This window comes from Polaribacter pacificus, from assembly GCF_038024035.1.
GTDB lineage: Bacteria > Bacteroidota > Bacteroidia > Flavobacteriales > Flavobacteriaceae > Polaribacter > Polaribacter pacificus.
In genome coordinates this window covers 1225574-1252337 of record NZ_CP150664.1, presented here as the reverse complement: position 1 = coordinate 1252337, position 26764 = coordinate 1225574, and the positions used below count along the sequence as shown (strand labels likewise).

The 26764-nt window shown below is 34.2% G+C and carries 20 protein-coding genes; 9 read left to right on the top strand and 11 right to left on the bottom strand.

Going from position 1 to position 26764, the window contains the following annotated elements:
• Positions 1 to 73: 73 nt before the first annotated feature.
• Positions 74 to 892, bottom strand: a complete 819-nt coding sequence (gene kdsA / locus WHC90_RS05690; RefSeq protein ID WP_188597519.1) for a 3-deoxy-8-phosphooctulonate synthase — start codon at positions 890 to 892, stop codon at positions 74 to 76.
• 79 nt (positions 893 to 971) lie between these two features.
• Here kdsA and WHC90_RS05685 point away from each other — a divergent pair, with 79 nt between their 5' ends.
• Positions 972 to 1964 carry a M28 family peptidase gene (locus tag WHC90_RS05685; protein WP_188597518.1) on the top strand — a complete coding sequence of 331 codons (993 nt, stop codon included), beginning with the start codon at positions 972 to 974 and terminating at the stop codon, positions 1962 to 1964.
• Between the two features lie 58 nt (positions 1965 to 2022).
• Here the strand turns inward: WHC90_RS05685 and WHC90_RS05680 are convergent, their stop codons facing one another.
• Complete coding sequence (locus WHC90_RS05680; RefSeq protein ID WP_188597517.1) at positions 2023 to 8427, bottom strand: alpha-2-macroglobulin family protein; 6405 nt, start codon at positions 8425 to 8427, stop codon at positions 2023 to 2025.
• A 135-nt stretch (positions 8428 to 8562) separates the two neighbouring features.
• Here WHC90_RS05680 and WHC90_RS05675 point away from each other — a divergent pair, with 135 nt between their 5' ends.
• Positions 8563 to 9054, top strand: a complete 492-nt coding sequence (locus WHC90_RS05675; protein ID WP_188597516.1) for a DUF4136 domain-containing protein — start codon at positions 8563 to 8565, stop codon at positions 9052 to 9054.
• Positions 9055 to 9123: 69 nt separating this feature from the next.
• Here the strand turns inward: WHC90_RS05675 and WHC90_RS05670 are convergent, their stop codons facing one another.
• Positions 9124 to 9591 carry a hypothetical protein gene (locus WHC90_RS05670; protein WP_188597515.1) on the bottom strand — a complete coding sequence of 156 codons (468 nt, stop codon included), beginning with the start codon at positions 9589 to 9591 and terminating at the stop codon, positions 9124 to 9126.
• Positions 9592 to 9732: 141 nt separating this feature from the next.
• On the opposite strand from WHC90_RS05670, the gene WHC90_RS05665 reads away from it, so the two are divergent.
• Positions 9733 to 11088 (top strand): UDP-N-acetylmuramate--L-alanine ligase, encoded by a 1356-nt coding sequence (locus WHC90_RS05665; protein ID WP_188597514.1) that lies wholly within the window; start codon positions 9733 to 9735, stop codon positions 11086 to 11088.
• On the opposite strand, the gene WHC90_RS05660 is transcribed toward WHC90_RS05665, so the two are convergent.
• From WHC90_RS05660 to trkA, 6 genes are read right to left on the bottom strand one after another with little or no spacing between them, the layout of a single operon-like run.
• Positions 11072 to 12181: a nucleotidyltransferase family protein gene (locus tag WHC90_RS05660; RefSeq protein WP_340820491.1), complete on the bottom strand. Its 1110-nt coding sequence runs from the start codon at positions 12179 to 12181 to the stop codon at positions 11072 to 11074. The two genes, WHC90_RS05665 and WHC90_RS05660, sit on opposite strands and share 17 nt — an antisense overlap.
• A complete protein-coding gene (locus tag WHC90_RS05655) occupies positions 12168 to 13304 on the bottom strand; it encodes a hypothetical protein (RefSeq protein WP_188597513.1) in 1137 nt (378 codons plus the stop codon). Before WHC90_RS05655 ends, WHC90_RS05660 begins: the two co-directional genes overlap by 14 nt.
• 17 nt (positions 13305 to 13321) lie before the next feature.
• Positions 13322 to 13492, bottom strand: a complete 171-nt coding sequence (locus WHC90_RS05650; RefSeq protein ID WP_188597512.1) for a hypothetical protein — start codon at positions 13490 to 13492, stop codon at positions 13322 to 13324.
• 11 nt (positions 13493 to 13503) lie between these two features.
• Complete coding sequence (locus tag WHC90_RS05645) at positions 13504 to 15738, bottom strand: T9SS type A sorting domain-containing protein (RefSeq protein ID WP_188597511.1); 2235 nt, start codon at positions 15736 to 15738, stop codon at positions 13504 to 13506.
• A gap of 55 nt (positions 15739 to 15793) precedes the next feature.
• Positions 15794 to 17299 (bottom strand): TrkH family potassium uptake protein, encoded by a 1506-nt coding sequence (locus tag WHC90_RS05640; protein WP_188597510.1) that lies wholly within the window; start codon positions 17297 to 17299, stop codon positions 15794 to 15796.
• The gene (gene trkA / locus WHC90_RS05635; RefSeq protein ID WP_188597509.1) at positions 17300 to 18652 is read right to left on the bottom strand and encodes a Trk system potassium transporter TrkA; all 1353 of its coding nucleotides are present in this window, start codon (positions 18650 to 18652) and stop codon (positions 17300 to 17302) included.
• A 127-nt stretch (positions 18653 to 18779) separates the two neighbouring features.
• Between trkA and radC the strand changes: the two genes are divergently transcribed.
• From radC to WHC90_RS05620, 3 genes are read left to right on the top strand one after another with little or no spacing between them, the layout of a single operon-like run.
• Positions 18780 to 19466, top strand: a complete 687-nt coding sequence (radC, locus tag WHC90_RS05630) for a RadC family protein (RefSeq protein ID WP_188597508.1) — start codon at positions 18780 to 18782, stop codon at positions 19464 to 19466.
• Positions 19467 to 19498: 32 nt separating this feature from the next.
• A complete protein-coding gene (locus tag WHC90_RS05625) occupies positions 19499 to 20803 on the top strand; it encodes a polysaccharide deacetylase family protein (protein WP_188597507.1) in 1305 nt (434 codons plus the stop codon).
• A 1-nt stretch (position 20804) separates the two neighbouring features.
• The gene (locus WHC90_RS05620; protein WP_188597506.1) at positions 20805 to 21674 is read left to right on the top strand and encodes a GNAT family N-acetyltransferase; all 870 of its coding nucleotides are present in this window, start codon (positions 20805 to 20807) and stop codon (positions 21672 to 21674) included.
• On the opposite strand, the gene WHC90_RS05615 is transcribed toward WHC90_RS05620, so the two are convergent.
• Positions 21644 to 22909 (bottom strand): polysaccharide biosynthesis C-terminal domain-containing protein, encoded by a 1266-nt coding sequence (locus tag WHC90_RS05615; RefSeq protein ID WP_188597505.1) that lies wholly within the window; start codon positions 22907 to 22909, stop codon positions 21644 to 21646. The genes WHC90_RS05620 and WHC90_RS05615 overlap by 31 nt on opposite strands.
• The gene (locus WHC90_RS05610) at positions 22909 to 24042 is read right to left on the bottom strand and encodes a glycosyltransferase family 4 protein (RefSeq protein ID WP_188597504.1); all 1134 of its coding nucleotides are present in this window, start codon (positions 24040 to 24042) and stop codon (positions 22909 to 22911) included. Before WHC90_RS05610 ends, WHC90_RS05615 begins: the two co-directional genes overlap by 1 nt.
• 76 nt (positions 24043 to 24118) lie before the next feature.
• On the opposite strand from WHC90_RS05610, the gene WHC90_RS05605 reads away from it, so the two are divergent.
• The 3 genes from WHC90_RS05605 to WHC90_RS05595 are packed head-to-tail and all read left to right on the top strand — an operon-like array spanning position 24119 to position 26763.
• A complete protein-coding gene (locus WHC90_RS05605; RefSeq protein ID WP_188597503.1) occupies positions 24119 to 24802 on the top strand; it encodes a YjjG family noncanonical pyrimidine nucleotidase in 684 nt (227 codons plus the stop codon).
• Positions 24803 to 24832: 30 nt separating this feature from the next.
• Positions 24833 to 25381 carry a hypothetical protein gene (locus tag WHC90_RS05600; protein WP_188597502.1) on the top strand — a complete coding sequence of 183 codons (549 nt, stop codon included), beginning with the start codon at positions 24833 to 24835 and terminating at the stop codon, positions 25379 to 25381.
• A gap of 2 nt (positions 25382 to 25383) precedes the next feature.
• Positions 25384 to 26763 (top strand): DUF5723 family protein, encoded by a 1380-nt coding sequence (locus tag WHC90_RS05595; RefSeq protein WP_188597501.1) that lies wholly within the window; start codon positions 25384 to 25386, stop codon positions 26761 to 26763.
• Position 26764 lies beyond the last annotated feature (1 nt).

Genomic DNA, 26764 nt, shown 5'->3' with positions numbered 1-26764 from the left:
AATTACAAGCCCCTAATATACTAAACAAAAATCAAAAAAGTAAGTCCTTTTTAAAGGAAATCAAAAAAAAATCTTATAAAGTATTGATAGTCTTTCTAATAGCAACCAAGTTGCTTAATAGTTTTTCAAGATGATCAAGATGAAGCATGTTAGCTCCGTCACTTTTTGCATTAGCAGGATCAAAATGGGTTTCTAAAAACAAGCCATCTACATTGTTTACTACACCAGCTCTTGCAATGGTTTCTATCATATCTGGTCTACCTCCTGTTACACCAGAAGTTTGATTGGGTTGTTGTAAAGAGTGTGTAATGTCTAAGACCGTTGGAGCAAATTCTCTCATTTCTGGGATGCCTCTAAAATCAACGATCATATCTTGGTATCCAAACATGGTACCTCTATCAGTTATCATCACCTGATTATTCCCTGAATCAGTTACTTTTTGCACTGCGTGTTTCATAGCAGAAGGACTCATAAATTGCCCTTTTTTTAAGTTGACAACCTTTCCTGTTTTTGCTGCGGCTACCACCAAATCAGTCTGACGAACTAAAAAAGCTGGAATCTGCAACACATCTACATAGGCTGCTGCCATTTCTGCATCGCTTACTTCATGAATGTCTGTTACGGTAGGGACATCAAAAGTTTCAGAAACTTTGCGTAAAATTTTCAATGCTTTTTCATCGCCAATTCCTGTAAAACTGTCAACTCTACTGCGGTTTGCTTTTTTAAAGCTCCCTTTAAAAATATAAGGAATTTCTAACTTATTAGTCACTGTGATTACCTTTTCGGCAATTCGTAGTGCCATGTCTTCTCCCTCAATTGAGCAAGGACCTGCAAGTAAAAAAAAGTTACCAGAATTGATGTGTTTGATAGACGGAATTAACGAAAGATTCATCGAGTTTATTTTTTTACAAAAATACAAAATATATATTGTTTTTGAATTGTTATCTTTAACCCTTTAAAACAAATAACCAATGAAAAAAATAGGTACACTTTTAATCGCCATCGTATTGATGTATTCTTGCAATACAGCCAATAAAAAGGCAAGTTCAGAAATTACTGTAGAGAGTATTGATACAACTACGGTTCGCAAACATTTATACACCTTGGCCTCTGATGAGTTTGAAGGAAGAAAAACAGGAACTCCTGGTATAGAAAAAGCAGCCCAATATATAGAAGGAGAGTTTAAAAGAATTGGATTAAAAACCTATGATGGTTTACCAGATTTTAGACAGAATTTCACCTTTACAGACAGAAGAACCAAAGAAGAAATGAAAGCCTTTAATGTGGTGGGTGTTCTAGAAGGAAAAAGCAAAAAGGATGAGTATGTTGTGGTTTCAGGACATTATGATCATCTTGGAGTTAGAAAATCAGAAGGACAGTTAGATAGCATCTATAATGGTGCCGATGATGATGCATCAGGAACTACTGCTGTAATGGCCTTGGCAGAATATTTTGCTAAAAAAGGCAATAATGAGCGCAGTATTATTTTTATCGCTTTTACCGGTGAGGAAATGGGAATGTTGGGTTCAAGACATTTTGGAAAAGACGTAGATGCTAGCAAGTTTGTTGCTGGGATTAATATAGAAATGATCGGAAAAGATTCAGAATTTGGACCAAAGACTGCTTGGTTAACTGGTTTTGATCGTTCTGATTTTGGGAAGATTATTCAAAAGAATCTAGAAGGAACAGGCTATGTTTTGCATCCAGATCCATATGACAAGCAAAACTTGTTTTTTAGATCAGACAATGCTTCTTTAGCAAGATTGGGAATTCCATCTCATACTTTTTCTACAGTTCCATTACCAACGGATCCACATTATCACAAAGCATCTGATGAGGCAAACACTTTAAAAGTATCTGTGATTACAGAAACGATTAGAGCCATTGCTTTAGGAACAGAAAGCATCATTAATGGTACAGATACTCCAACTAGAGTAGTGTTAGAAGAGACTAAGAAAAAATAATAGCTATTATAATCAAATATAAAAAGGGAGCTACTGAGTAGCTCCCTTTTTTTTGTTCTTATTTTTCGCTCTTAATTCGGATGCCTTCAGAATGACTGCTAAACTCTGGTGCGTACATGCTCTGTATGGTTGTGATGCCATTGCTAAAGCTACCAGCTTGGTTTACTCGAACATCATATTCAAGTATATGAACGCCTTTTGGTAACGTATCAAAAAAGAAATTAGTGGCAGCATCTCTAGTGCTTTCATAATAGCCTAAAGTACCTTGTCTTTTGTAGCTAGAAAGTACATTTATCGGTTCAAACCCAGAGGCACGCATGTCTTTTAAATGAATAAATTCCATGACTCTATCAGAGCGAATTTCTATGCGTATCGTAACCAAATCCCCAATTTTTAAGTAGGTGTCTTTTTTAATTTCTTTAAGCATTTTTCCTGTACTGCTATTTACTTTTAAAAACAGTTTTTTCTTTATTTTAAGAGGTGTCTCGGCTGGAGTGATCTTGTCAAGATCTTCAAAATATTCCCAATACAGTGCTCCCCAAGCAATTCCGTTTCCTTTTTTAGTCACAGAGACCTCAGCCATTTTAGGACGTATGTCTTTGCCGTACCAATTGGTTTTATAGTATCCTGTTCCGGCTTCAACCTGTGAATTTTCTTGTTGAGTTGGGGCTATTTTTTTATCACCAATTTTTACAGCAACCATATCAGTAATAGAAATCCAATCTCTACCTGTTAGGAGTAAGGCATAAATGGCTTCGGTAGTTGCTTTGGTAGTCTTCCATTGATTTGTTTGCTTGTGTTTTAACAGCCAAGTTTTTAAAAGGTCGATGGTTTCTATATCGTTTTCAATCTCAGAAAAGGCTTCAATTAGTAAGGCTTGTGTCTCTATTGGAGCTTCATAAAAATAATAGCCCGGAATATTTTTTTTCCAATACATGCCCAGTTCATCAGAGTTTATGCTGTTCTCTTTTAAAGAGGCAATGATGTTTTTTGCAGTCACCTTATCATCAGTTCTAAAAAGTGCTAAGGCAATTTGACCTTGGCCATAAAGACCAAATTCACCCCAGTATTTTTTAGCTTGATTTTTATAATAAGCCACTGCTTGTTCTGTTTTCGCATCTAGGGGTAGTTCTTTGTAAAAACTACGCATGTAGAGATATTGTATTTGCGTATAATTTAAGTGATTCTGAGCTAAGAATTTTTTTGCTGCTTTGGTTCCAGAAGCTTTTGAACTTGCTTTTTGCTCAAGTTTTTCAGCGCTGTCTAAGAGCTTTGAATAGCTTTGTAAGATAAAACCATCAGAAAATTCTACTGCATTTTCTATGAGCTGTTGTGCTGTTTCGTCAAGGCTAGACACTCCTATTTTTTTTAGATGACCAAAGCCACTAGCTATATGCTGAGTGATAAAAATACTCGCAGCTTTAAAGCCCTTAAACCAAGGAAACCCACCATTGTTTAGCTGTAAAGTTTTAAGGTAGTTTATGGCTCTGTTTTGGCTATTCTGCATCAAGTTTAAATCAAATAATAAGGCAATTCTTTTTTTCTGTTCAGTTTCTGATTGTGCATCACGCAGCCATGGTGTTTCCTGTATTACTATAGATTTTAATTCTTGATTTTTTTCTAAATTAGAAATCAAAGCTTCTGATGATTGCCAGCTCTTAAAAACATTTTTAATTCTTGGGTTTGAATTAACGATATGACTAGCCAAGCTATTTGCATAGTATTTAGAAAAAGTTTGCTCTGAACTTTCATTAAAGTACTCCATTAAATAAGGCATGGCCTGGACAGCATACCATGCGGGGTTTGAAGTCATTTCTAGTGTTAATTTATGATTCTTTAAAGTTAAAGAGTTGTTGTCTTTTAGTTTGTCTAACCTAAATGTTTTTGTCTCATTAGATCTCACCCAAAGAGGTAGGGTTTCTGTCACTAACATTTTGTTGGATAAAACAGGAAGTATGTTTTGCTCTCCATCAGAAAAGTCTCCTGCCTTTGCAATTATTTTATATTGGATTGCTTGTACAGTATTTGGGATGCTTAAATCCCATGAAACAGCAATGTTTCCATTTTTATCTACCTTAAACGGTTTTACACTGTTTGTGTTTTTTAGATCGGCATTAATTTCTTTTCCTGTAATTACATCTGTTAAATCTAATTGTACAGAACCACTGAGCTGCTCAGAAGTGAGGTTGCTTATCTTGGCACTAAACGTAATTTCATCTCCTTGACGTAAAAAACGTGGTGCATTGGGTACAACCATTAATTCTTTCTGCGTAACCGCAGTTAATGTTTTACTGGTAGTTTGTAAATTTTGGGTATGTGCTAGCAATTGTAACTTCCATTGGGTTAGTGCTTCTGGAACTGTAAAATTAAAACGAACGTTACCGTCTTTATCTGTAGTTAACTGAGGGTAAAAAAAAGCTGTTTCATTTAAGTTTTTACGAGCCTTAACAGTAGCCAAGTCCTTTCTTGCTTTTTCTGTCTCTATTGCTATACCGGCAACTTTTCCTTGCATTGCATATCCTAAACTTACATCTTCTCTAGAGATTCCCAATCCAGTAACAACAACCTCATCCAAAACATTTGCGTCCTCAATTAATCGAACTTCTATCTGAGAGGCATTTCCGACCACAACTTCTGCGCTTAGGTAACCGATATAGCTAAAAACCAGCACATCTCCTTTTTTAGCACTGAGTGAAAAATTGCCGTCAAAATTAGTTTCTGTTCCAGCCATGCTTCCTTTGATGCTTATATTTGCATTAGGTAGAGGCCCACCATTCTTATCAACAACAATCCCAGTCACAGTCCCGTTAAAAATCCCACTTTCTACAATTATAGCTGTTTTTGGTATTTGAGTTATACGCTGAAAGTATCTTCTTTGCCTCCATTGATTTCCATCAAGGTGAAAACCAAACCAATTATAGCTGTCAAAAGTTAATTGTTTGTAGCCGCTATAATAGTGTTTTATGTTTTTAATGCTAAAGCTTGTAGATCCAAAGCTGTTGTTTGCTCTTGTGCTATTGTATGAGTAATCATATTTTGGTGCAATCGGTTGAAATTGCCATTGATGTTCTTTAAAGTCATCTAAAGAGGCATCATACATAGAGGCAAGTATTTCTGCTGCAACCCCATCATTTGTATCGTTTTTAAGGCTAAAACTCCAGGTTTCGGTTTGTCCAGGTTTTAGCTTGTCTCTAAAGCTAGTTGTTTGTAGAGTTAATGAGCTTTGTTGTTTTACAATCGGTATGCGAAGTTTATTTTTAGTAAACGCATTGTAATTGACAAAATGATAATTGATATTAAGTGAACTTAGCTCTCTATTTTCTATTGGTATTTTTAATGTTTTTGTGTTGTTGTTTAAATGAATGGTATAAATTTTTGAAGGGATACCTTTTGCTTCTACCATTAGGGTTACAGTGAGGTCTTTAGAAGCAGAAGCTAATTTTAATTCTATACTTTCATTAGGATTGTAAAAAGATTTGTCTGTATAAATGCTAAACAGTTCATTGTCAGTAACTTTTTTTGATTTTGGGTCAAAAAGACTAAAGTGCTGCTCATCTTTTACGGTCTGATTATAAGGGTCTTTGCTTTCTAAAATAACACTGTACTTTCCTGTTTTCCAGAGTTTTCCAATCTCAAAATAAATTTCATCCGTGCTGCCTGTGTCAAAGGTTGATTGATAAACCAAGGTCCCCTTTTTCCAATTCAATTCATTGGCTTCTTCTTCTAAATAAGGCACATTCGGAAAGAGTTTTCTAAATTCTTTCTCAGAAATATCTTGATATTCTGGTGCTGACCAAGCTCGTTCTCTTAGAGGGGCTTTTGGCGCCTGAAGTTTAAATATTTTTACAGTTCCCTTTGCTGCTACAAACTGGTTGTTTAGGTTTTTGGTTGTTATTTTTATTGATTGCCTAGTGGCTCTTTTGTTAATTTTTACGGGCAAAGAAAGTGTTGCTACTAAAGAATGATATCCAACCTTAATCAGAGTACTGTTGCTCCGAGTTTCTCCATTAACATCTGTGACATCTGCTATGATTTCATACTTAAAAATAGGAAGATTTTCTTTTGAAATACTGGCATCGGGTAGGGCATTAAAACGGATGTTAAATTCTCCTTTGCTATTTGTGGTTGTTTCGCCAAAGCTTATTTCTTGTGGAGCAGTATTTCTAAAGTAGTGCCTCCAATAAAACCAAGTAGGCAGTTCAACTCTTCGAATTACTTTATAAGTCACTTTTGCCTGGCTAATAGAAGTTCCTGAATACGATTTTGCAAAACCACTAACGGTTACAGAATCGTTTAGCTTAAAAGTGCTTGTAATGGGTTTAAATTCGGTTTGAAAACGAGGTCGCTTGTATTCTTCAACTAAAATTTTGTTATTATAGTTGCCAACAAATATATAATCAGCAGTTTTGTAAAAAGTGCTTTCAACTTTTTCACTTTTATCAAATTCAAAAGAATAATACCCCGTTAATCCATTGTCAGGAATTGTAAATGTACCTGCGGCAGATCCGTATTCATTGAGTTTTAAATCGATACTTTTTACTAGTTGACGGTTTTGTGATAACAGCTTAATTTGCACATACTGATTTGTAAAAGGAGTACTATTTTTCTTGTCAGTTTTTACAAAAATGGTTTTAAAATAAACAGTTTGTCCAGGTCTGTAGATGCTTCTGTCAGTAAAGAGAAAGGGCTTAATAACACTGTTTTCAACCTCTTTATTAGTTGTTAGCTCACTTTTTTTATGTTGGATTACAGTGTTGTTGCCAAAATAGCCATTGTCTTTTTTATGAGCGACTGTAATTTCGCAATTTAGATAGGTGTATGGGCTCTTAAATGTGGCAAAACCTTTCTTGTTAGTTTTTATTGTTTTATTTATAAGTGCCCCAGAATTTCTATTAGGATTGCTTATTGTAATCGAAGCATTTTTTATTGGTTTTCCATTGTTTCTGTTAACTACTTGATATCGATAAACTCGGTCTTTATGGCTTTCAACCAAAGCCAAATTAGTTACTTGTACAGAAGTAGATCCAAAGATTTTACTGGCATTAAGTGTGTTGCTTTCTGAAACAACGATAAGGTAATTACCACCCTTAAATTTAGGAGTGATAACTTCTGTACTATGCGCTCTAAAATCTTTGATGTTTCTAAGTTTAGAAGTCCATTGGTTTGTTTGTGTTAGGTTTTTTATGAAGTTAACGCGGGCTTCTAAATTGTATATTTTATTTAGTAGATTTTGTTCATTTTTGCTAATTAAATAACTTGTAAAGTATAAGGTTTCAATGTTTTTGTAATTGATAAAAAGACGTTGTTTTTTGCCTATTGGAACGTTTTTTTCGGCCTTGATGCTTAGGGTTTTAGAAGTGATGCTTGCTTTTAATCTTCTGCAATTTTCTGCGGCCAAACTTTTAGGAAACCTATTGATAATTGTATTGCAAATTTGTAAAGCTTCTGCAATCTTAAAGACATCTTCTTTTATTTTAGAATTTGGGTAGTCAGTCCCTTTGCTCATGTAAATACGGACAATTTCATATCCGTATAAACCGCCAATAGTATGGTTGTTATATCGTTTGTAACCTTCGTCTAATGCTTTTAATAAGAGGGTTTTTTTATCTTGAAAAACAGCATTTTGATTGACAAATTTTAATCGATCAAGAGTGGTAAATGCTAAGGCAGCTATGTTGTTGTTTTTTAAATGATAAACGGTTAAATCTTGATAAATTTTTAATGCTTGGTACTGTAATGACAAGCTGTCTTTTGTCTCAAGAGGTAGTGTAGAAAAAGCAGTTGCATCTGAAAAGTACATGGGTTTGTCAATGGTAAAAATAGCAGTGGGTTTAGCGATGGTGTTTTCTGGTGTTTTGTAAAAATCTAAGGCATTATTCGCTAAAAAATCATACAAGCTTGGGCGGTATGTTTTAGTGGCTGCTACAGGTTGTATAATTGCAGAAAACTCATTAGTAGTTAGCTTTTGTAGCTTTTCTTTTTCTGCTAATGATTGTTGAAAATTTATATGAACCTCTTTAAAAAGTGTTTTTAGATCCCAGGTTCTAAAATCTGAAGGATCAACTTTTTGAGCTGTTTGAGTTCTTTGATAAAAATCATAGCGGTGCTGATAGAAATATTGCCAATACAAATTGGCAATAATGTTTTTTAGTATGTTTTTTGTAGGAAAGCTACTTGATTTTATCTGTGCTTTAAAGGCATTAATGATGCCCAGTTGCGCATCTTCATCAAGCAACAAAGAAAACTTACTTTTATAGAACAGTGCTTTAATCTGTTGGCTTGAATTGTGCTCTTTTGAAGCTTTTGTGTACAATGAATCTACAAGCTTTAATGCAGATTTTGGCAACTTCTTGATTTCTAATTTTTCAATACTATCCCAAACTTTTTCGTAGCTCTTTTGTGCTTGTATGCTTGAGGAGTAGAGTATCGTAAATAATAAAATGAGTAGGGAGGTTTTTTTCATGATCTTTTTTATAACGACAATAAAGATAATTATTATTGTGAAAGCTTTTGTACTTTTACTATACTTAATCTATCAATCTTCTTTTTTTAAGGTTGTAATTTAAAATGGAAAATGATCAAAAAATGTAAATTTCTTATGCTGTTTTTATTGATTTCATGTTCAACCACTAAAGTTGTCTATGATTATGATGTAAAAACTAATTTTAAGGCATATAAAACCTATTCTTTTTATGAAGATGTAGGAGCTGGCTTTAATAATTTGGACGTAAACAGAACCCTTGCGATTTTAGAAAAAGAGTTGACAGTCTTGGGGTATACAAAAGCAGAAACTCCAGATTTTTACATCAATTTTAGTGGTAATAGAGAAGGAGTGGCTAACAATGAGCAAGTTTCTGTTGGTTTTGGTAATCGAGGGGCAAATATTGGTATCGGAATCCCACTTGGGTCTAAAAAAGTATTGGAAAAATTTACCTTAGATTTTATTGATCATAAAACCGATCAGTTAATTTGGCAAGGTGTTTCTAAAGGAACCATTAAAGAACAATATACCCCAGAGCAGCGGATAGCCTATTTAGAAAAAAGCATTGCAAAGATTTTGTCTAAGTTTCCACCAAAGAAAAATAACTAAATGTTTTGTTCAGTACAAAGCAAAAAAAACCGCTACAAATTGTAGCGGTTTTTTAATATTGTAAAAGAATTAAAACTGGTAACGCACGCTCAAGGCAAGGTCAGAGTTTAATCCATCATAGGCATCACTAAAACCAAATTCAGGTCTGTAATCTAAAGAAATTAGGATAGGAGCATCAAAATTGTATTCGATACCGATATCACCTGTTGCAAAAATAAAAGTTTCAGAAATTCCGGCATTTTTTATGCTACCAATTCCTCCACCTGCTCCAGCATACCAGTTAAATTTATCCTCTAAGGTCCAAACCCATTGGTAGATTCCTGTCGCTTTAAAAGAATCAGAACTATTGCCGTTGCGAATTCCCAAATCAATCTCTAATCTGTTGTTTTCGCTCATTTTACGTTGATAAGAAATTTCACCACCAAAACCATTATTGCCACCCAATCGTAAACCAATAGCATTCTCAGCAATTTCTTGTGCATTTGTTGTAAAAGTAGCAGCAAATAATAAACCGATAATCAAAAATGTTTTTTTCATATTCTTATTTAAATTTTAAAAGTTAAATGAACTACAAAGGTACAAAATTTTAAAGCGAGCCTTGTTTTTTTTAAACTTAAGTGGCATTGTAGGGCTAAAGATTTATAGGTTTTGTATTTTTACAAAAAAATGGGAAGTTCTATGTCTAAAATACATTTTATTGCTATTGGAGGGAGTGCTATGCATAACTTAGCAATCGCATTGTTTAAAAAAGGGTATCAAATTACTGGAAGCGATGATGCCATTCATGAACCGTCAAAATCAAGACTTTTAAAATACAATTTGCTGCCTCAAGATTTGGGTTGGTTTCCAGAAAGGATCACCACAGATTTAGACGCTGTTGTCTTGGGGATGCATGCAAAACCAGACAATGCAGAGTTGTTAAAAGCACAAGAACTAGGAGTCAAAATCTATTCGTATCCAGAGTTTTTATATGAGCAATCCAAAGATAAAACAAGAGTAGTTATTGGAGGGTCACATGGTAAAACCACCATAACTTCCATGATTCTACACGTTTTAAATTATCATGAAAAAGAAGTAGACTTTATGGTAGGAGCTCAATTAGAAGGCTTTGAAACCATGGTACATTTAACAGAGACTAATGAGTTTATTCTTTTAGAAGGAGATGAGTACTTAAGCTCTCCAATAGATAGACGTCCTAAATTCCATTTATACAAACCCAATATTGCTTTGCTAAGTGGTATTGCCTGGGATCATATTAATGTGTTTCCGACTTTTGAAAACTATGTAGCGCAATTTAAGATTTTTACAGATTCACTTACCAATGGTGGAATCATGGTTTATAATTCTGAGGATCCTATTGTAAAAGAAGTTGTAGAAGGATCAGAAAATCATATAAAAAAATACGCATACAGCACGCCGCTTCATCGCGTAGAAAATGGGATTAGCTATTTAGAAACTCCAGAAGGAGATTTGCCTTTGGAGATTTTTGGAAATCACAATCTACAAAACTTAGCAGGTGCTAAATGGATTTGCCAACATATGGGCATAGATGAGGATGATTTTTACGAAGCCATAGCTAGTTTTAAAGGTGCAAATAAGCGTCTAGAAAAAATTATAGAAACACCAAGCAGTGTTGTTTTTAAAGATTTTGCTCACAGTCCAAGTAAGGTGTCTGCTACCACACAGGCAGTAAAAGATCAATATACTAACAGAAAACTTATTGCTTGTCTAGAACTACATACCTACTCTAGCTTAAACGCAACCTTTTTAGAAGAATACGTGGGGGCACTTTCTGCAGCTGATGTAGCAGTGGTTTTTTACTCTCCTGACGCTGTAAAAATTAAACAATTAGATTCGGTTTCTAAAGAGCAAATTGCCAAAGCTTTTCAACGAGAAGATCTAATCATCTATACAAATCCAGCTGAGTTTAAGGCCTTTTTATTTGACCAAAACTTAAAAGATTCAGCTTTGTTGTTAATGAGTTCTGGAGATTATGGCGGCTTAGATTTTGAAGAGGTTAAGACTTTGGTTTAAATCCTAACTGGCTAAGCTTACTTTTTTGCCAATCCTTATCAGCAAATTTAGCAAACAGCCAATTACGAGTTTCTTTTTTATATACCGCTTCTAGTAAGATGAATATACGTGTTTTAAAGATGTAGATCCTATCTATTTTTTGTTTTCGTTTTTGAATTTGTTCTGGATTGGCTAGCAGTTGCTGAAATTTATTTAGAGATTTTTTAGCAGAAAAATCATTTGGGATTTGAATACTGCTAGGGTGATTAAAAACTTCTTTGCATAAGAGCATAAAGCCATATAGAGGCCTGTAAATTTTTGAATTTTTGTCAATATATTGTGTATTGTTAGTCTTTTTGGATAGCAAAAAAACATCATAAGCATTCCGTAAGGCAATCATATTTAATTGCTGTCCACGATCGTTAATTTGATAGGCAAAAGCACTTAACAATAGTTGGTTTTTGTAGCTTAAAACAACTTGGCCCTGTTTGGTCTTGATTAGTTGTTTTCTAAGTGTCTTGTATGAAAAATCATTTGTGTATTTCTTGATGACAACTTCTTTGTGGATCTCTACAGCAGCAATTTGTTTTTTATGCACCAATCTTGGATAATGCCGAAATATTAGAGGCTTAAACTCTGATTTTACCCGCTCTCTATAGCCATGTTTTTTTAATATGTTTACGGCATTTTCGAGTTCACTTTCTGCAATTATAAAATCTATATCACCAACCATTCTTTCTGCGATATCTTCATAAAGACCTTCAAGTAAGTTTCCGGTACCTTTTAAGAAAATAGGCCTAGTAGTATTGGCTAATAATATGCTGTTGATTTCTTTGGCTTGTTCTATAATTTGTAAGTTTCGTTCTCTGTTTAGATCGGTAATTTCTTTCATGAAATCTACCAGGTCTTTTGGTAAAAGAGAAAGTAGATTTGCTCTGTTAAGATTGCAGTACAGAGCAGGAAACACATAGTGCTCTGTGCTTATCTTAACTACTAGTTCCCAGTTGACATCGTTTTTTATTATTTGATGCTCAACTATTTTTCTATTGTGTGCTTCATAGTTTATGGTTAAGCATTTTCCTATAAAGTACAAAGCTTCTTTATAGTTCATCATTAAAAATTTTTGTGATTGTATTTAGCATTTTTAAATTGTTTGAATAGCAAAGTTGATAGGCCGGTACAGCTAAAAACCAATCTAAAAATATCGCGACATTTGTTTTTTGGGATGAAATCCATGAATCGGGAACCAACTGTTCCAAAGCTTCTGTTTTGGATAGTACCTTTAACTCTAAATCAACTTTGGTATCATATTTAATAAAAACAAGTGCTTTGCAAGGGTACTTCTTTTTGTAGTTTATGTTTTTAGGGAATAAATACCGAACAGTTTTACTGCGATTTGATAATTGATATTCTTGAGCCTTTTTTAATTGTGGGTAGAGTGGAGCAAGAGTGTTATAACTTGTTTTTTTTATTGAGATAGCTGCAGGATAGACATGGATTTTCTTTTTGCTATCTATAGGGACAAAATCATCTGCCACACTCTCAAAACCAGCTGCGTTTAACAAGGCTAAAGAGGTGCTCTTTCCGTTGCCAGAATCACCCAGTAAAAGAATAACCTCTTTCTTGTCTTGAATAGCAGAGGCATGGAAAACAGCCAACCAGTCTCTTTCTGTTTTCTGATACATATCCATGAGTATGTGCATGAATACTTTTCCTTGAAAAAAATGAGATTTAATTTTTGACCAAGATCCAATAATGCGATTGTTTTTTGCAAATACAAACTGCTTGTTTTTTTGATATAAATGGTAAACAAGCGCGCTTTTCGGATTTGTCTCCAACTCAAGATGTGCAAACTTTGGATGGATTAATAGTTCTATAGAATTTGTTTCATAGTAGATGCAGATAGTAGTCTTATAAAACTGATAATATTTCCTTGAGTGAAAATGATTTGGCAGCGCCTCTTTATTAAAATTTGCATTGCTGTCTTTAACTGTTTTTTCCGTTTGGTTTTGCAGCATTTTTTGCAGATCTATAAGAAATAAAGCGGCAATTTTCTGTGGAATTTTTAATTGACGAGCACAGTCCTTTACAATTTGATCAATAGGAGTTTCTGTATGTAATTTCTGAATAAGTTGTGCAGTAAACTGTTCAAATATCACATAGGTGTTACTGGCTTTAAACCAAACAATGGTTTTGCCCTTCCATTTTTTAAAATAGAGTTGGTTGGTTAGTATCAAAACAAAGATTTTTTAAGTTAGAAATTTTCCCCTGGTGTGTTAGGGCTTGCAGCTTGTGCTTTTTTAGGGCTTAAAAAAAGATAGGTTCCCATGGCAGTTAAAGCTGCGTATTGGCTGTAATCCCCGATTTTTTTAATGGCTTCTTTTCTGTTGATTTTCTTTGTCTTTTTGATCGTTTTTTTTTTCATAGCGTTGATTTTTATCGATTTATATAGATTTTTTTGGAGTATTGATTTCGCCCCATTTGAATACTAATAAGATAGAGTCCTTGGTTGAGGTGTTTTGGTAGGTCAATCTCTATGTATTCTGATTTTGAAAAACGTTGCCGCAGTATTCTTTTTCCCAAAATATTAGAAAGTGTTATACTAATATCATTTGCAGAAAACCCTTCTAAACGTAGGGTGTTTTTGTCTTTTTGATAACTGCGTAAATATTTTCTGTCAATAGTGACTGTACTCAAAACATTTGAGCTTTTTATGTGTAGGTAAAAACGACCAATTCCGTCTAATGGATTTGATAAGGTAACCGTATAACCTGTTTCATCGTTGGACAATTTGGTAAAAACACCAAGCTCACGATCTTCTAAGTAAATAATTAGATCTTCTGGGAGCTGAGCGCTCTTAGCCGTAAAATTAATGCTAGCAGCTTCTGTTTTAAGACCAATAGGAATGACTAAATTTTTATAATTATCCGTTGGCAAAGATTGTATTGATAAATCTGTGCTATTTGAATCTTGTACTAGTCTTGTGTAGAGCTCAAAATCACTGAGAACTCCCTTAAAACTTGAGCTGTCATAGCCATTGTCAAAACCTGTGGTGGTATTTTCTATAAAAAAGATTTCTGTCGTTTTTGACTTGTCTCCATTTGCTACTTTTACTTGTATCCATACAGGTTCTTCATTGCTTTTATAAAATACTTCTGTCTGTTGATACTGCTGCATCGCTTTGGTAAAATTCAGTATGCCTCCGCCAGTCTTAGTCTTTACAAAAAAACCTTGAACAGGAGCGATGTATTTGCCTAAGCTTGCTTGGTTTATAGTGATATAAGCATTGCTTTTTTGATCCCAAAACCAAAGAGTTTGTTCACTCAATTGATCTGAATTAACAGTGAGAATATTTTCTGCCACATTGGTATTTGTATTGGCAGGAATAAAGGCAGTATAAGGGTTGCCAATTAGATTATAAGCATTCGTTGTTCCATCCTTCAAGCTGATGGCAACATCGTTGGTTTCTAGCGAGCCAGAGTACTTTAGGTTTCCTGCACTAGTTAGCTTTACAGCATAGCCTTTTGCAGGGAGTAATTTACCTACTGTTTTTGCATTGTAGTAGCTCCAACTAGCGTCTTTGTTTTCATAGTGAGCTAGGCCAATATTGGTGTCAGTACCTGCTGCAAAAGAGTTTTTATGGATAAGGTCCTCAATTGTTTGATCTTTAAAAGGGCTTGCTACTAAATACCAATTGTCTGACTCAAGTTGTCGGGTATAAATAAAATTAGCATTTAAAGTTCCACTTCCCATTATTGTACTTCCTGATTGGGCCAGTAGCCGTCCTTTAACGCTTAGTAATCCAGATACAGTGATATTGGCTCCAGGTTCAAGGCTAATGTTTCCTGCAGTCGCGCTTGTGCTTATCAAGGGCAAAATGGCTGTTTTAGGAATCGTTACATCAGCATCTTTTGTCGGAATTCCATTACTCCAATTGCTTGATAAGTTCCATTGATTGTTTGTGCTTCCAGTCCAACTTGTGGCTATAGTTGAGATGCAAAAAGCTTCTTTTGAAAAATCTAAAAAAAGCTCTCCATTGCTGTTGTTAATGGTCCAGTTTTCTTTGTTTACAAGTAGTGTTAAGTAGCTTGCATAGTCTGATTGGTTAGATCTTGATCCAGTATATTCACCGCCATCTGGGCTTACAAATGGATTTAATTCAAGAAAATTTTGCCCAGCAATGAGTCCTGTCCCTAAGAGTTCATTGCTTTGCAAACTAGCATTTTTGATACCACTAATAAAAGTGGTTGGACTGTCTTTATTTGTTCCTGTATAGGCAAATATTGTCTCTCCTGATGCCACTAAAGAAATAGAATTGTTGCTGCTAATGGTTCCCGCTGAAACACTAAAATTATCAGCGTTAATATTGTTAATATTATTAAAGGAAATTATGGTTCCCGCTGGGAGTTCTTCAGCTCCGGTATTCCATTCTAAGAATCCGTCGTTTCCGACTTCATTAAAAGCGAGGGTAGCATTGTCCCAAGTAGCATCTGTAAAATACAGTATTGAATTTGCGGGGAATGTGCTTAATAACACAATAGCAAAATCATCATTACCATCAACATTGATGGCCGTAAAGGCGATGTCGCCCTTGGATTGCGAATAACTGCATAGCGCAGCTAGTAAAGGAATTAGTCTGACTAACTCCTTTACAAAGTAAAGTTGTTTCATTTTTCATAGCATTTGAACTATAAAATTAAAGAAAATTTTTTAAATCGCTGAAAATCTAGTTTTTACGCCAGAAAAATGGAGAGAATAAGATTAAAACAGTGAAGAGTTCTAGACGTCCAATAAGCATTAAAAAAGAACAAAACCATTTTGCAGGATCAGATAAATGTGCATAATTATCAACAGGACTCACAGAACCCAAAGCGGGTCCAATATTTCCTAGTGATGATCCAGCAGCTCCAAGTGCTGATATAAAATCTAAACCCATCAGAGTTAAAATAGTAGAAGACACCACAAAGATGAGCATGTAGATGATAAAAAAGGAAATAATATTAAATACAATGGTTTGATTAACAGGTTTTTCGTCATATCTAACCGGAATGATTGCGTTTGGGTGCAAGGCTTTTTTAAACTCTAAAAAACTGCTTTTAAGCATAATAATGTGTCGAACAATCTTAACACCACCACTGGTAGAACCTGCAGAACCACCCACAAAAAATAAAGAAAAGAAAATAGCGGTTGCAAAGAAACTCCACATGGTAAAATCAGCACTGACAAAACCAGTGGTAGTAATCACAGAGATTACCTGAAAAGCAGCATGCCTAAAAGCACTTTCAACCTTTCCGTAAATCATCGGATGCTCTATGGTAGTTTCTAGATCTGGGTTCTGGAAAAACAAAATGATGGTTGCTATAACAAAGGTTAATCCAATGAAACCAATCAAATAATATTTAAATTCTTCACTCTTAAAGATTTTCTGAAATTGACCTTTAAGCGCAAAATAGGACAAGACAAAATTGGTTCCAGCCACAAACATAAAAAAGATGATGATGTATTGCACAAGTGGCATTGCGTTGTAATATGCGACACTGTCATTTTTTGTAGAGAAACCTCCTGTGCTCATGGTCGCCATAGCGTGATTAATTGCATCAAACCAAGTCATCCCGGCAAGTTTTAGTAAAAAGAATTCACTAAAAGTTAAGATTACATATATTAACCACAGTCTTTTGGCGGTGTCTGATATTCGTGGATGTAGCTTGTCTGTAGAGGGACCTGGAGCTTCTGCCATAAACAATTGCATTCCTCCAATCCCTAAGAGTGGTAAAATCGCAATCGTAAGTACAATGATCCCCATACCACCTATCCAATGAGTAGCACTTCTCCAAAACAAAATTCCTTTTGGCATGGATTCAATATCTGTAAGGATAGAAGATCCTGTAGTAGAATAACCAGAAATAGTTTCAAAAAAAGCGTTGGAAATATTGGGGATGGATCCCGAAAATAAATAGGGCAACATTCCTGTAAATGAAAGAATTAGCCAACCTAATGTAACAATAAGATATCCTTCTTTTTTTTGAATATTGGTAGAGGTTGGTTTGTTAAAAAAATACAATAATAAACCAATCGCAATGGTAACAATCCCTCCGGTTAAAATTCCTTTATAAGCTTCTTCTTGATGATACAAGCTAAAAGGTACCGCAATAAGCATAAAGACACCGTTTAACATGGATGTTAAGCCAAGAAAACGATAAATAATTTTTAAATTAAGATTGTGGCTGTACATCTATTGTGGTTTAAACATCTCTTCGACCACGGTTATTGCTTCTGGAAGACAAAAGACAATTACCTTATCTCCATCTTGGATTTGAAAATGACCATAAGGCATTAGTGCTTTTCCATCTCTTATCACTCCGCCAAAAACAGCTTCTCGAGGGAATTTTAATTCTCGGATAGGCTTTCTAGTTACTTTGGCGTTGTTGTGGGTTTCAAATTCTAAAACCTCAGCGTCAATATTGTGTAAATTGGCAAGGGCTAAAATTTCACCTTTTCGAATATGTCTAAAGATGCTACTAGCAGCCAATAATTTTTTATTTATCAAGGTGTCAATACCAATGGTTTGAGAAATATTGATGTAGTCTATATTCTCAACTAGGGCAATTGTTTTTTTAATTCCTTTTGATTTGGCAACCAAACAAGACATAATGTTGGTTTCAGAATCCCCTGTTACTGCGATAAAGGCATCCATCTCGCGAATGCTTTCTTCTTCTAATAACTCTAATTCTCTACCGTCACCATTTATAACCAACACATTGTTTAGTTCTTCAGCTAACTGAAGTGCTCTCTCTTTATCTTTTTCTATAAGTTTTACCTTAAAATTTTCTCTACATAACTTTTTAGCCGTTTTGTAACCAATGCTACTTCCTCCTAAAATCATGACATTTTTAATGTCTAATTTTTCTTGACCATTTAAAGCATGTAATTTTTGGATACTCTCTTTAGGTGTAGAAAAATAGACTTGATCATTGATGTTGTAAACAGTATCCCCTCTTGGGATAATAGTTTGAGAATGACCCTCTCTTTTAATTGCGATAGTCACAAAATCAATATCTGAGAATTTGTCTTTGGCTTCTTTAACGCTTAAGTTTACGATGGGAGATTTATAGGTTAACAAACTACCCATTACATTAAACAAACCACTCTCAAATTGCACCGTATCATTAAAACAAGACTGATTAAGAAGCATTTTAATTTCATTAGCAGCCAATTCTTGAGGAGAAATCATAAAGTCAATACCAAACTTTTTAAAGTCAATATCTTTTGTTCTTAAAAATTCTGGATTGTCAATTCTGGCAATGGTTTTTTTAACTCCCAATGCTTTTCCAATCACAGCGATGGTGAAGTTGGTGTTTTGAGATTCTGTAACAGCAAGTAGTAAATCAGCAGAGTCAATCCCGATTTCTTTTAACAAAGAAATGGAAGTTGCATCACCTTTTTTGGTAAATACATCTAAATGGTTGTTGATATAGTTTAATTTATCACCGTCAAAATCAACAATATAAGTGTCTTGTGCTTCGTACGATAATAATTTAGCTAAATGGAAACCAACATCGCCAGCCCCAGCTATTATAATTTTCATATATGTATCTAATGAAATATAGTATGCAAAGGTATTACTCTTTAACTGTATCTGCAAAAAAACCCTTCATATTTTAAAGTTTGATAATTGAATATGTGTATCTTTAAATAAAAAAAAAGCATTGAAAATGAACACAATACCAATTAAGGCATGGTCTTTAGACGATCGCCCTCGAGAAAAATTATTGGCAAAAGGGAAGGCAGTTTTAACAGATGCCGAACTTTTAGCTATTGTTATTGGATCTGGCAACAGAGAAGAGAGTGCGCTTGCGCTCAGTAAACGAATTTTAGGTTCTGTAAACAACAACATCCAAGAGCTTTCTAAGCTGTCTATAGGTCAGCTTACTAAGTTTAAAGGCATTGGTGCTGTAAAAGCGATTAGCATCGTGTCGAGTTTAGAACTAGGTAGAAGACGACATTTTGAACAGCAAGAAGTAAAGCCTGTAATTAAAAGCAGCTCTGATGTTTTTACCATACTACAGCCTTTGTTAAATGAGTTACAACACGAAGAGTTTTGGGTTTTATACTTAAACAATTCAAATAGAGTGGTAGCCAAAGAACAATTAAGTAAAGGCGGGTTAACTGCCACTATGGTTGATGTTCGGTTGCTGTTTAAAAAAGCACTTGAACTTTTTGCAGTGGCTATTATCGTGGCACATAATCATCCTTCGGGTAAATTAAAACCCAGTAATTCTGATCTGCTTTTAACTCAAAAAATTAAAGATTCAGGAGCCTTGTTAGAGATAAAATTACTGGATCACTTAATTATCACTCAAAAAGATTATTTTAGCTTTGCAGACCAGTCGTTATTGTAAAATAAACCAATCCATCTAAAATAAAAGCTATCTTGATACTCGTATACACGCATAAGGTTACACCCAGATTACGCTATATTTTTAAGCATATTTTTAGTCGAATATTGCAAATACCAGTTGGTTTTACTTCTGTTGTAGAAGAGTTTATTGCGCATAATGGTTTAAAAATGACCTATTCTAAAACACCCTTAGGAAATGAGTTTTTTATCCGTAGCAATGATTTGTTGTTTGAGCAGGGTGTAAACGATATAGATATCACTGTATTTTCTTGGGAAGACACTCCTTGCTTTTTTAATACAGGTTCTAAGTCCGCGCTCCCTTTTGATATTTTTGCAGCAAGTTTCTATCTGATTAGTCGCTATGAAGAATACCTTCCACAAGTTCGTGATGAGCACGACCGATTTACTGCCAAACAAAGTTTTGCCTTCCAAAACGGTTTTTTAGAAAAACCACTTGTAGATATTTGGGCTTTAAAATTTCTTGAAAAACTAAAAGAAAGATTCCCGGACTATGCCTATAAAACTAGAGAATACAAGTTTATCTCTACAGTTGATGTAGACAATGCCTTTGCCTTTAAGCACAAGAGTTTGGTGAGGACTATTGGAGGTTTTTTAAAAGATTTAAGTGGTTTTAGGTTGCGAAACGTATGGAATCGCTTTGCAGTATTGACCAATATAAAAAAGGATCAATACAATACTTTTGATCAGGTTTTAAAACTTCAAAAAAACTACCAGCATAAATTACTTTTCTTTTTTTTGATAGGAGATTATACTACTTTTGATACCAATGTTTCTGCTTCTAAAGGAAAGTTTAGACTGTTAATAAAGAACATAGCTGATTATGCAAAAGTAGGTTTGCATCCCTCTTACTTTACCATGAAAGATGAGGTGATGCTTAAAAAAGAAAAAGATCGTTTGGAGGATATTCTAAATAGATCTGTAGACAAATCAAGACAGCATTTTTTGCGTTTTAGTTTGCCAGAAACCTATCAAAATTTAATTGACCTAGAGGTTGCTGAAGATTATTCTATGGGCTATGCGAGTCATGTGGGTTTTAGAGCAAGTACCTGTACGCCTTTTTATTTTTATGATTTGGATTTTGAAATACAAACCCCTTTAAAAATTGTGCCCTTTGCTTTGATGGACACCACCTTAAATGATTATTTAGGTTTAACGCCCAAGCAATCTTTAGGAAAAATTAGAGATTTAAGGAATGAAGTTAAAGCAGTAAACGGAACCTTTGTGACGCTTTTTCACAATGAAAGTATGAGTGATTATTTACGTTGGAGAGGTTGGAAAAGAGTGTATGCATCTATGATAAAAATTGCAACTTCTTAAGATGATTCGTTATGTAAATAGAGCTCAGCTAGACGATGAAAAATACAACAACTGCATTCGCAATTCGGTTCAGAGTAGGGTCTATGCATATAGTTGGTATTTAGATTGTGTTTGTGAGCAGTGGGGTGTATTAGTACTCGATGATTACACAGCTGTAATGCCTTTGCCATGGAAAAGAAAATTCGGTTTAGCAGTTATTTCTCAGCCTTTTTTTACGCAGCAATTGGGCGTATTTTCATTCTCTGATTTAAGTGAAGATGATTTTAGTTCTTTTGTCAAAGCAATTCCTAAACGCTTTGTTAAAGTTAGTTTACAACTAAATTCATTAAATGATTTTTGTCAAAAAAAATGTGTTGCTAAAACCAATTACATCATTTCTTTAAATAAACCCTATGTTAACCTATATAAAGAGTACAATAAAGGAAGAAAGCACGCATTAAACAAAGGGTTAAAACAAAACCTAGTCCTAGAGCCTATCCAATTTGATGAGCTGATTCAGTTGGCAAAAACGCATTATCAATATCCAGAGTTAAAAGAAAAAGATTTTGAAAATCTCGCAAAGCTAGTTGCAACGCTAGCTAAAAAATCTAAAGTCAGCATCTTAGGGTTGTATGAACAAGAACAGTTGATTGGAGGCTCCGTTTTTGTAATTCACGACCATCGAATTACCTATTTGTTTTCTGCTATGCATCCAAAGGGGAAGCAACAACAAGTACCCACATTGCTTATTGATAATTTGATTAAAAATCATTCGGAAACAGCTTTTATTTTTGATTTTGAAGGCTCTATGATTCCAACAATTGCTTCTTTTTTTAAAAGCTTTGGAGCTCAGAAAGAAACTTACTTTTTATTTAAAAAATCACTCTTATAGCAATACATAAAAAGGACAAAAGATAGAATTCCCGTAATCCACATTAGGCATGCAGAGGTAATGGCTGCGCCTTTAATTCCGTAGTTAGGAATCATATACAAATTTGCACAAATATTGAGTATAAGCGCTGCTAGGGTAATGTATAGGTTTAGGTGTGCTTTGCCAATGGATGAAAGCAAATTACCAAAAAGACCTCGTAAAAAGAGGATGCCAACTACTCCGTAAAGCAATATCATAAAGCTGTCTTCGTGTTTAGAAAATGTAGGGTCAAAGAACTGTAGAATTGCGCTAGCGCTTAGGTTAAAAAAAAGAATTAAAAGGCAACTAATAGCACCAAACAAGATCAGATAGCCTTTTATATAATTTTTAATATACCCAAGGTCTTTAATATTTGCTGTAAAATGGACAAAATCTGTATTGATAAACACTCTCGGTAAAAACAGCAGACTTAATGGGATTAAAGAAAGGTATTTATAAACGGTAACCAATTCAGCATCATTTAGCAAATACCCAATTAATAATATATCAATTACAAAGAGTAATTGAGTTACTACATTAGAAAGGCTAGCAAAGATTCCATATGACCAGAAATCTTTTGATTTTGTTGACAGGTCTGTCTTCTTTGTTTTTTTAAAAGGCAATTTTTTAACGTAATACAAGCAGGCGAGTAGAGGAGTGAGCACCAAAGCAGCTGCATAGCCCTTTTCTTTGTAAAAGTAACTAAGTGCTCCTACAAAGATTACTAAGAGTAAGTTGTAAACAATTTCTGTATAGGCAAATTCTTTGTTTTTATATTGCAATCGAAATTGTATTTTGATCAATTCAAAGACATAAGAAGGGAGAAGTGCTAAGGATAAAAAAGTGATATAGTAAAAACTATCTTCAAAAGTAAAAGGGAAAAAATAGCTTAGAACAATGATAGACAGAATTATTATAATTGTCGCCCTAATACCCTTTTTAAAAACATAGACAAAGAGGGCTTCTTTTTCTTGATTAGTTTTTAACAGGGCGCCAAATCGCAAATAGCTCTGATGAAGGCCAAGACCTGCAATAGGAAAAACAAAAGCGATAATAGAAAATGCAAATAGCACAACCCCGAGTTTGTTGTTAGGAATCAACTGAACCGCGATCCATGAAGCTAAAAAAGAAAATAATCTTGCTATAATAGTAGTTATAAAGACATAACTCCCTGCTCGTGAAAGAAAATTTTGGATATAGTTTTTTAGCAAATTCATTAAAGCAGTTTTAAAGAGTTGAAATAGTGCTTAGAGAATTCTTTAGCAATCTCATCTTTGCTATACTTCTTTTGAATATAAGCTTGCAACTCAGAGGGTTCTTCTATGTTTCTTTTTGTCTTTTGTTGTAGTATAGCCGCTTCTAAGGCTGCTTCATCACCCACTGAAATTAATTGAAGCGAGGTGCTTTTTGGAAGTTCATTTACGATGCCTGTTTGTGTTGCAATTACAGGAGTGTTGCACAAAATCGCTTCTGGGATTACTATGCCAAAACTTTCATAATTGCTAAAAGAAATACAAAGGTCTGCTTGCTGTAAGCGTTGGGCAAGTTCTTTGTGATTTAGGTGGGCTTCAAAAAAAATATTGGCTTTTGTAAAGTTGAGTTTTGTGATTAAATCTTGATACTCATCTGCGTTTCCACCGATAAAATTCCAAGTAAAAGTGCCTATCTGATTTTCTAATATTTTAGCCACATGCAGCATCCCTGTGATGTTTTTTTGAGCATCTCTAAGATTGGAGACGTGTACCAAACTATAGGGTTGGTCTAGCTTGTTTCCTGGTTTAAAAAGGGTATTGTCAATCACATTGCCCACGCAACTGTAGTGGCCTTTAAAATTTAATTGAAGCATGGATTTTTCTAAAAATTTACTCACAGGGCAGACCACAGAAGCTCTTGATACAATTAGTTTTGTTACTTGTTTTTCAAAAGCGTTAAGCTGGTCTGCTCTTTCTGATAAAAAGCCTGTCCAATGTTCAGAAATGATGTACGGAATGCTTTTAAACCATTTTAAGTAGAGCGCTATAAATCCCAATGGATAGATTCGATTTAGATGAACCGCATCAAAAGAGTCAATTCTTTTTAAAAGCTTTCTTGTAATGCTTAGGTATGCGATGAGTTTGTGCAGTGGGTTTTTGGTTTTTGGAAGGTAACCTGTATAGACAGTAAGGTTTTTTTGTTGGCTTATTGTTATTTCTGGTTTTGAAATGCTTTGGTCGCTGATAATGTGAAGTACAGAAACTCTATGTAGCAAAGAAACTGCTTCAGCGTGCCTTTGGATAAAGTCGCCACTGGTTTTTAATACTCTAGTAGGGAACCAACTACACAGAAATAAAATATGCAACTTTTTTGTCAAGATCTAAAATGTGTTTTTACAAATATAAAGACTTAAAGAGTTTTTCACTTAGGATTATATTGCTATTTTTGAGCCGATGCAAATAGAACATGTGTTTTTTGATTTAGATCATACCTTATGGGATTTTGAAAAGAACTCTCAGTTGACTTTTCAGCAGATCCTTAAGGATACAGATGTTGATTGTTCTGTGGATGATTTTTTAAACGTATACACACCAATTAACTTTGATTATTGGAAACAGTTTAGAGAAGAAAAGATATCAAAAGAGCAGCTAAGGTTTGGGCGCTTGGAGGATACTTTTAATCGACTTCAGATTGCCTATTCACAAGATTTGATTGAGTTTTTGTCAGAGGAATATATTAGAATCCTACCCACAAAGAACCATCTATTTGAAGGAACAATAGAGTTGTTAGATTATTTACAGCCAAAATATCAAATGCATATTATTACCAATGGTTTTGAGGGCGTTCAACAGCTTAAATTGGATCAATCTGGTATTAAACACTATTTTAAACATATAGTTACTTCAGAGTCTGTAGGGCTAAAAAAGCCAAACCCAAGAGTTTTTAACTATTCAATGGAACTAGCAAATACTACCGCAGAGAAAAGTATTATGATAGGAGATAATCTTGAAGCTGATGTTTTAGGAGCCTTAGAATGTGGAATGACTGGAATACATTTTAGTATTGAAGAAAATTCACCAAAAAACAAAAAGTATACCTCTGTGTCAAAATTATTAGAGATAAAGAATTATCTTTAAGAAGTTCTTTCTAGCAAAATACAAATAAAAATGAAAAAAAACATCCCCCAAATATGTTATCTAGGCCTCGTCCTTTTAATGGTTTCTTGTGTTAAGGATCTTGATTTTGATCAAAGCAAAGGTTTTGAATTTAAGCCTATGTATACAGCAACGTTAATGTATTTTGATTTAAATCAAACTGCATTTGTCTTTCAAAACACAGAAGTTCTTGAGGTTTCAGATACGCTTGCATTTTCGTTGTTAAATAACAAAACGATGCAAAATCAGCTTGAAAAAGTTGAGATACTTTTTAAGGTAGAGAATCAATTTAATAGAGATTTTAAGATTGAGCTTGATTTTTTAGACAATCAAGATAAGGTTGTTCAACAAATAGATCCTATAGAAGTACCAGGGAATGCTACAAATTATGAGCAGCGTTTTACAATCAATATTGCAAACAGTCCAGAATTTTTAACCTCCACAAAATTAAAAGTGAGTATCCAGTTAAAACCGAGTAGTGATGGTTCAATCCTAGACATTACAGATCAAAAGGTTTTGAGTTTTAAATCTGGTGCTGACTTTTACTTAAAAATTCAATAAAAATGACTTTAAAAAAATTTGCAGCTCTAGTCATTTGTTTGATTAGCCTTAATGTTCAATCCCAATCAGACAAGCTGTTATATGGTTTTGCCGACTTACCTCAAACACTACTTTTAAACCCTGGAGCTGAGACCAATTTAAGATATCATTTAGGGGTGCCATTTCTTTCGAGGTTGTCTTTTGGCGCAGGAGCGACTCAAGGTACTTTGTCTAACTTGTTTTTAAAAGACGGGATACCATTTGTAGATAAGTTAAATACGTTAACAAATGCACTTAGAAGTACAGATTATTTAAATGTTAATGCAAACATAGAAGTATTTAATTTTGGGTATCGACTTAATGATCGGTCTTATCTAAGTATGGGTTTTTATGAAGAACTTGATGTGACAGGGTATTTTCCTAAAGATGTCATGCAGTTTTTTTTAAAAGGAACTACTCCATATCTCAACCATGCCTTTGATTTATCACAAATTAGAGCAGAAGGAGATGTGTTGGGAGTTTTACATGTAGGGATCTCTAGTAAAATAAATGAGAAATTAAATATAGGAGCTCGTTTAAAACTTTATTCAGGTGCTATGAATGTTTTTTCAAAGGGGAATTCTGGAACGTTTACCACCCGTGAAGCAGGTAGTAATATTTATCAGCACCAACTTGAAAATGTCAATGTAGAAGTTCATACGAGTGGTTTTTATGATAAAACCGGTCGTTCTTCTGTTTCTTCATCAGATGTGTTTTCAAATTCATTTTTTGGAGAAAATAGAGGGGTGGGGTTTGATCTTGGATTTACCTACCATTTTTCTGCTCAGACGCAAATTACTGGTAGCGTTTTAGATATTGGTTATATTAATTATGTTAAGAACGTTAAAAACACCTATGTAAAAGGAGATTATTCTTTTGATGGGGTTAATATCTTAAACAGTATAAGCAATCCAATAGATTATTGGGAGAACTTAAAAAATGAATTTAATACCGGTGTCGTTCAAGAAAATAATGACGAAATTTATACTGCTTGGAGGCCTGCTAAATGGAATGCATCTATAAGCTACAGTTTTGGAAATAAAGTGATTCAGGATTGTTTTGTAACCAATCTAAAAGGGTATTATGATACTACTGTTGGAGCTCAAATGTATGTGGTGTCTAGGCCACTACAAAACCTAGTTAGTATGACTGCTTTTTATGAGAAAAAGATTGGGGATAATTTTCAGACAAAAGTAACCTACACCATAGATGATTTATCGTTGTCAAATATAGGTGTCGCTGTTTCTGCAACCTTTGGCAAATTTCAATGGTATGGAATGATTGATAATATTTTTGAAATTTCAAAAATTGAAAACTCAAGAGTGGTCTCTTTTCAGACAGGAATAAACCTTATAATAGAATAAA

Excerpts from the sequence above, each read along its gene's own strand:
- kdsA (WP_188597519.1), bottom strand. The coding sequence starts at position 892 with ATGAATCTTTCGTTAATTCCGTCTATCAAACACATCAATTCTGGTAAC.
- WHC90_RS05685 (WP_188597518.1), top strand. The coding sequence starts at position 972 with ATGAAAAAAATAGGTACACTTTTAATCGCCATCGTATTGATGTATTCT.
- WHC90_RS05680 (WP_188597517.1), bottom strand. The coding sequence starts at position 8,427 with ATGAAAAAAACCTCCCTACTCATTTTATTATTTACGATACTCTACTCC.
- WHC90_RS05675 (WP_188597516.1), top strand. The coding sequence starts at position 8,563 with ATGCTGTTTTTATTGATTTCATGTTCAACCACTAAAGTTGTCTATGAT.
- WHC90_RS05670 (WP_188597515.1), bottom strand. The coding sequence starts at position 9,591 with ATGAAAAAAACATTTTTGATTATCGGTTTATTATTTGCTGCTACTTTT.
- WHC90_RS05665 (WP_188597514.1), top strand. The coding sequence starts at position 9,733 with ATGTCTAAAATACATTTTATTGCTATTGGAGGGAGTGCTATGCATAAC.
- WHC90_RS05660 (WP_340820491.1), bottom strand. The coding sequence starts at position 12,181 with ATGATGAACTATAAAGAAGCTTTGTACTTTATAGGAAAATGCTTAACC.
- WHC90_RS05650 (WP_188597512.1), bottom strand. The coding sequence starts at position 13,492 with ATGAAAAAAAAAACGATCAAAAAGACAAAGAAAATCAACAGAAAAGAA.
- WHC90_RS05645 (WP_188597511.1), bottom strand. The coding sequence starts at position 15,738 with ATGAAACAACTTTACTTTGTAAAGGAGTTAGTCAGACTAATTCCTTTA.
- WHC90_RS05640 (WP_188597510.1), bottom strand. The coding sequence starts at position 17,299 with ATGTACAGCCACAATCTTAATTTAAAAATTATTTATCGTTTTCTTGGC.
- trkA (WP_188597509.1), bottom strand. The coding sequence starts at position 18,652 with ATGAAAATTATAATAGCTGGGGCTGGCGATGTTGGTTTCCATTTAGCT.
- radC (WP_188597508.1), top strand. The coding sequence starts at position 18,780 with ATGAACACAATACCAATTAAGGCATGGTCTTTAGACGATCGCCCTCGA.
- WHC90_RS05620 (WP_188597506.1), top strand. The coding sequence starts at position 20,805 with ATGATTCGTTATGTAAATAGAGCTCAGCTAGACGATGAAAAATACAAC.
- WHC90_RS05615 (WP_188597505.1), bottom strand. The coding sequence starts at position 22,909 with ATGAATTTGCTAAAAAACTATATCCAAAATTTTCTTTCACGAGCAGGG.
- WHC90_RS05605 (WP_188597503.1), top strand. The coding sequence starts at position 24,119 with ATGCAAATAGAACATGTGTTTTTTGATTTAGATCATACCTTATGGGAT.
- WHC90_RS05600 (WP_188597502.1), top strand. The coding sequence starts at position 24,833 with ATGAAAAAAAACATCCCCCAAATATGTTATCTAGGCCTCGTCCTTTTA.
- WHC90_RS05595 (WP_188597501.1), top strand. The coding sequence starts at position 25,384 with ATGACTTTAAAAAAATTTGCAGCTCTAGTCATTTGTTTGATTAGCCTT.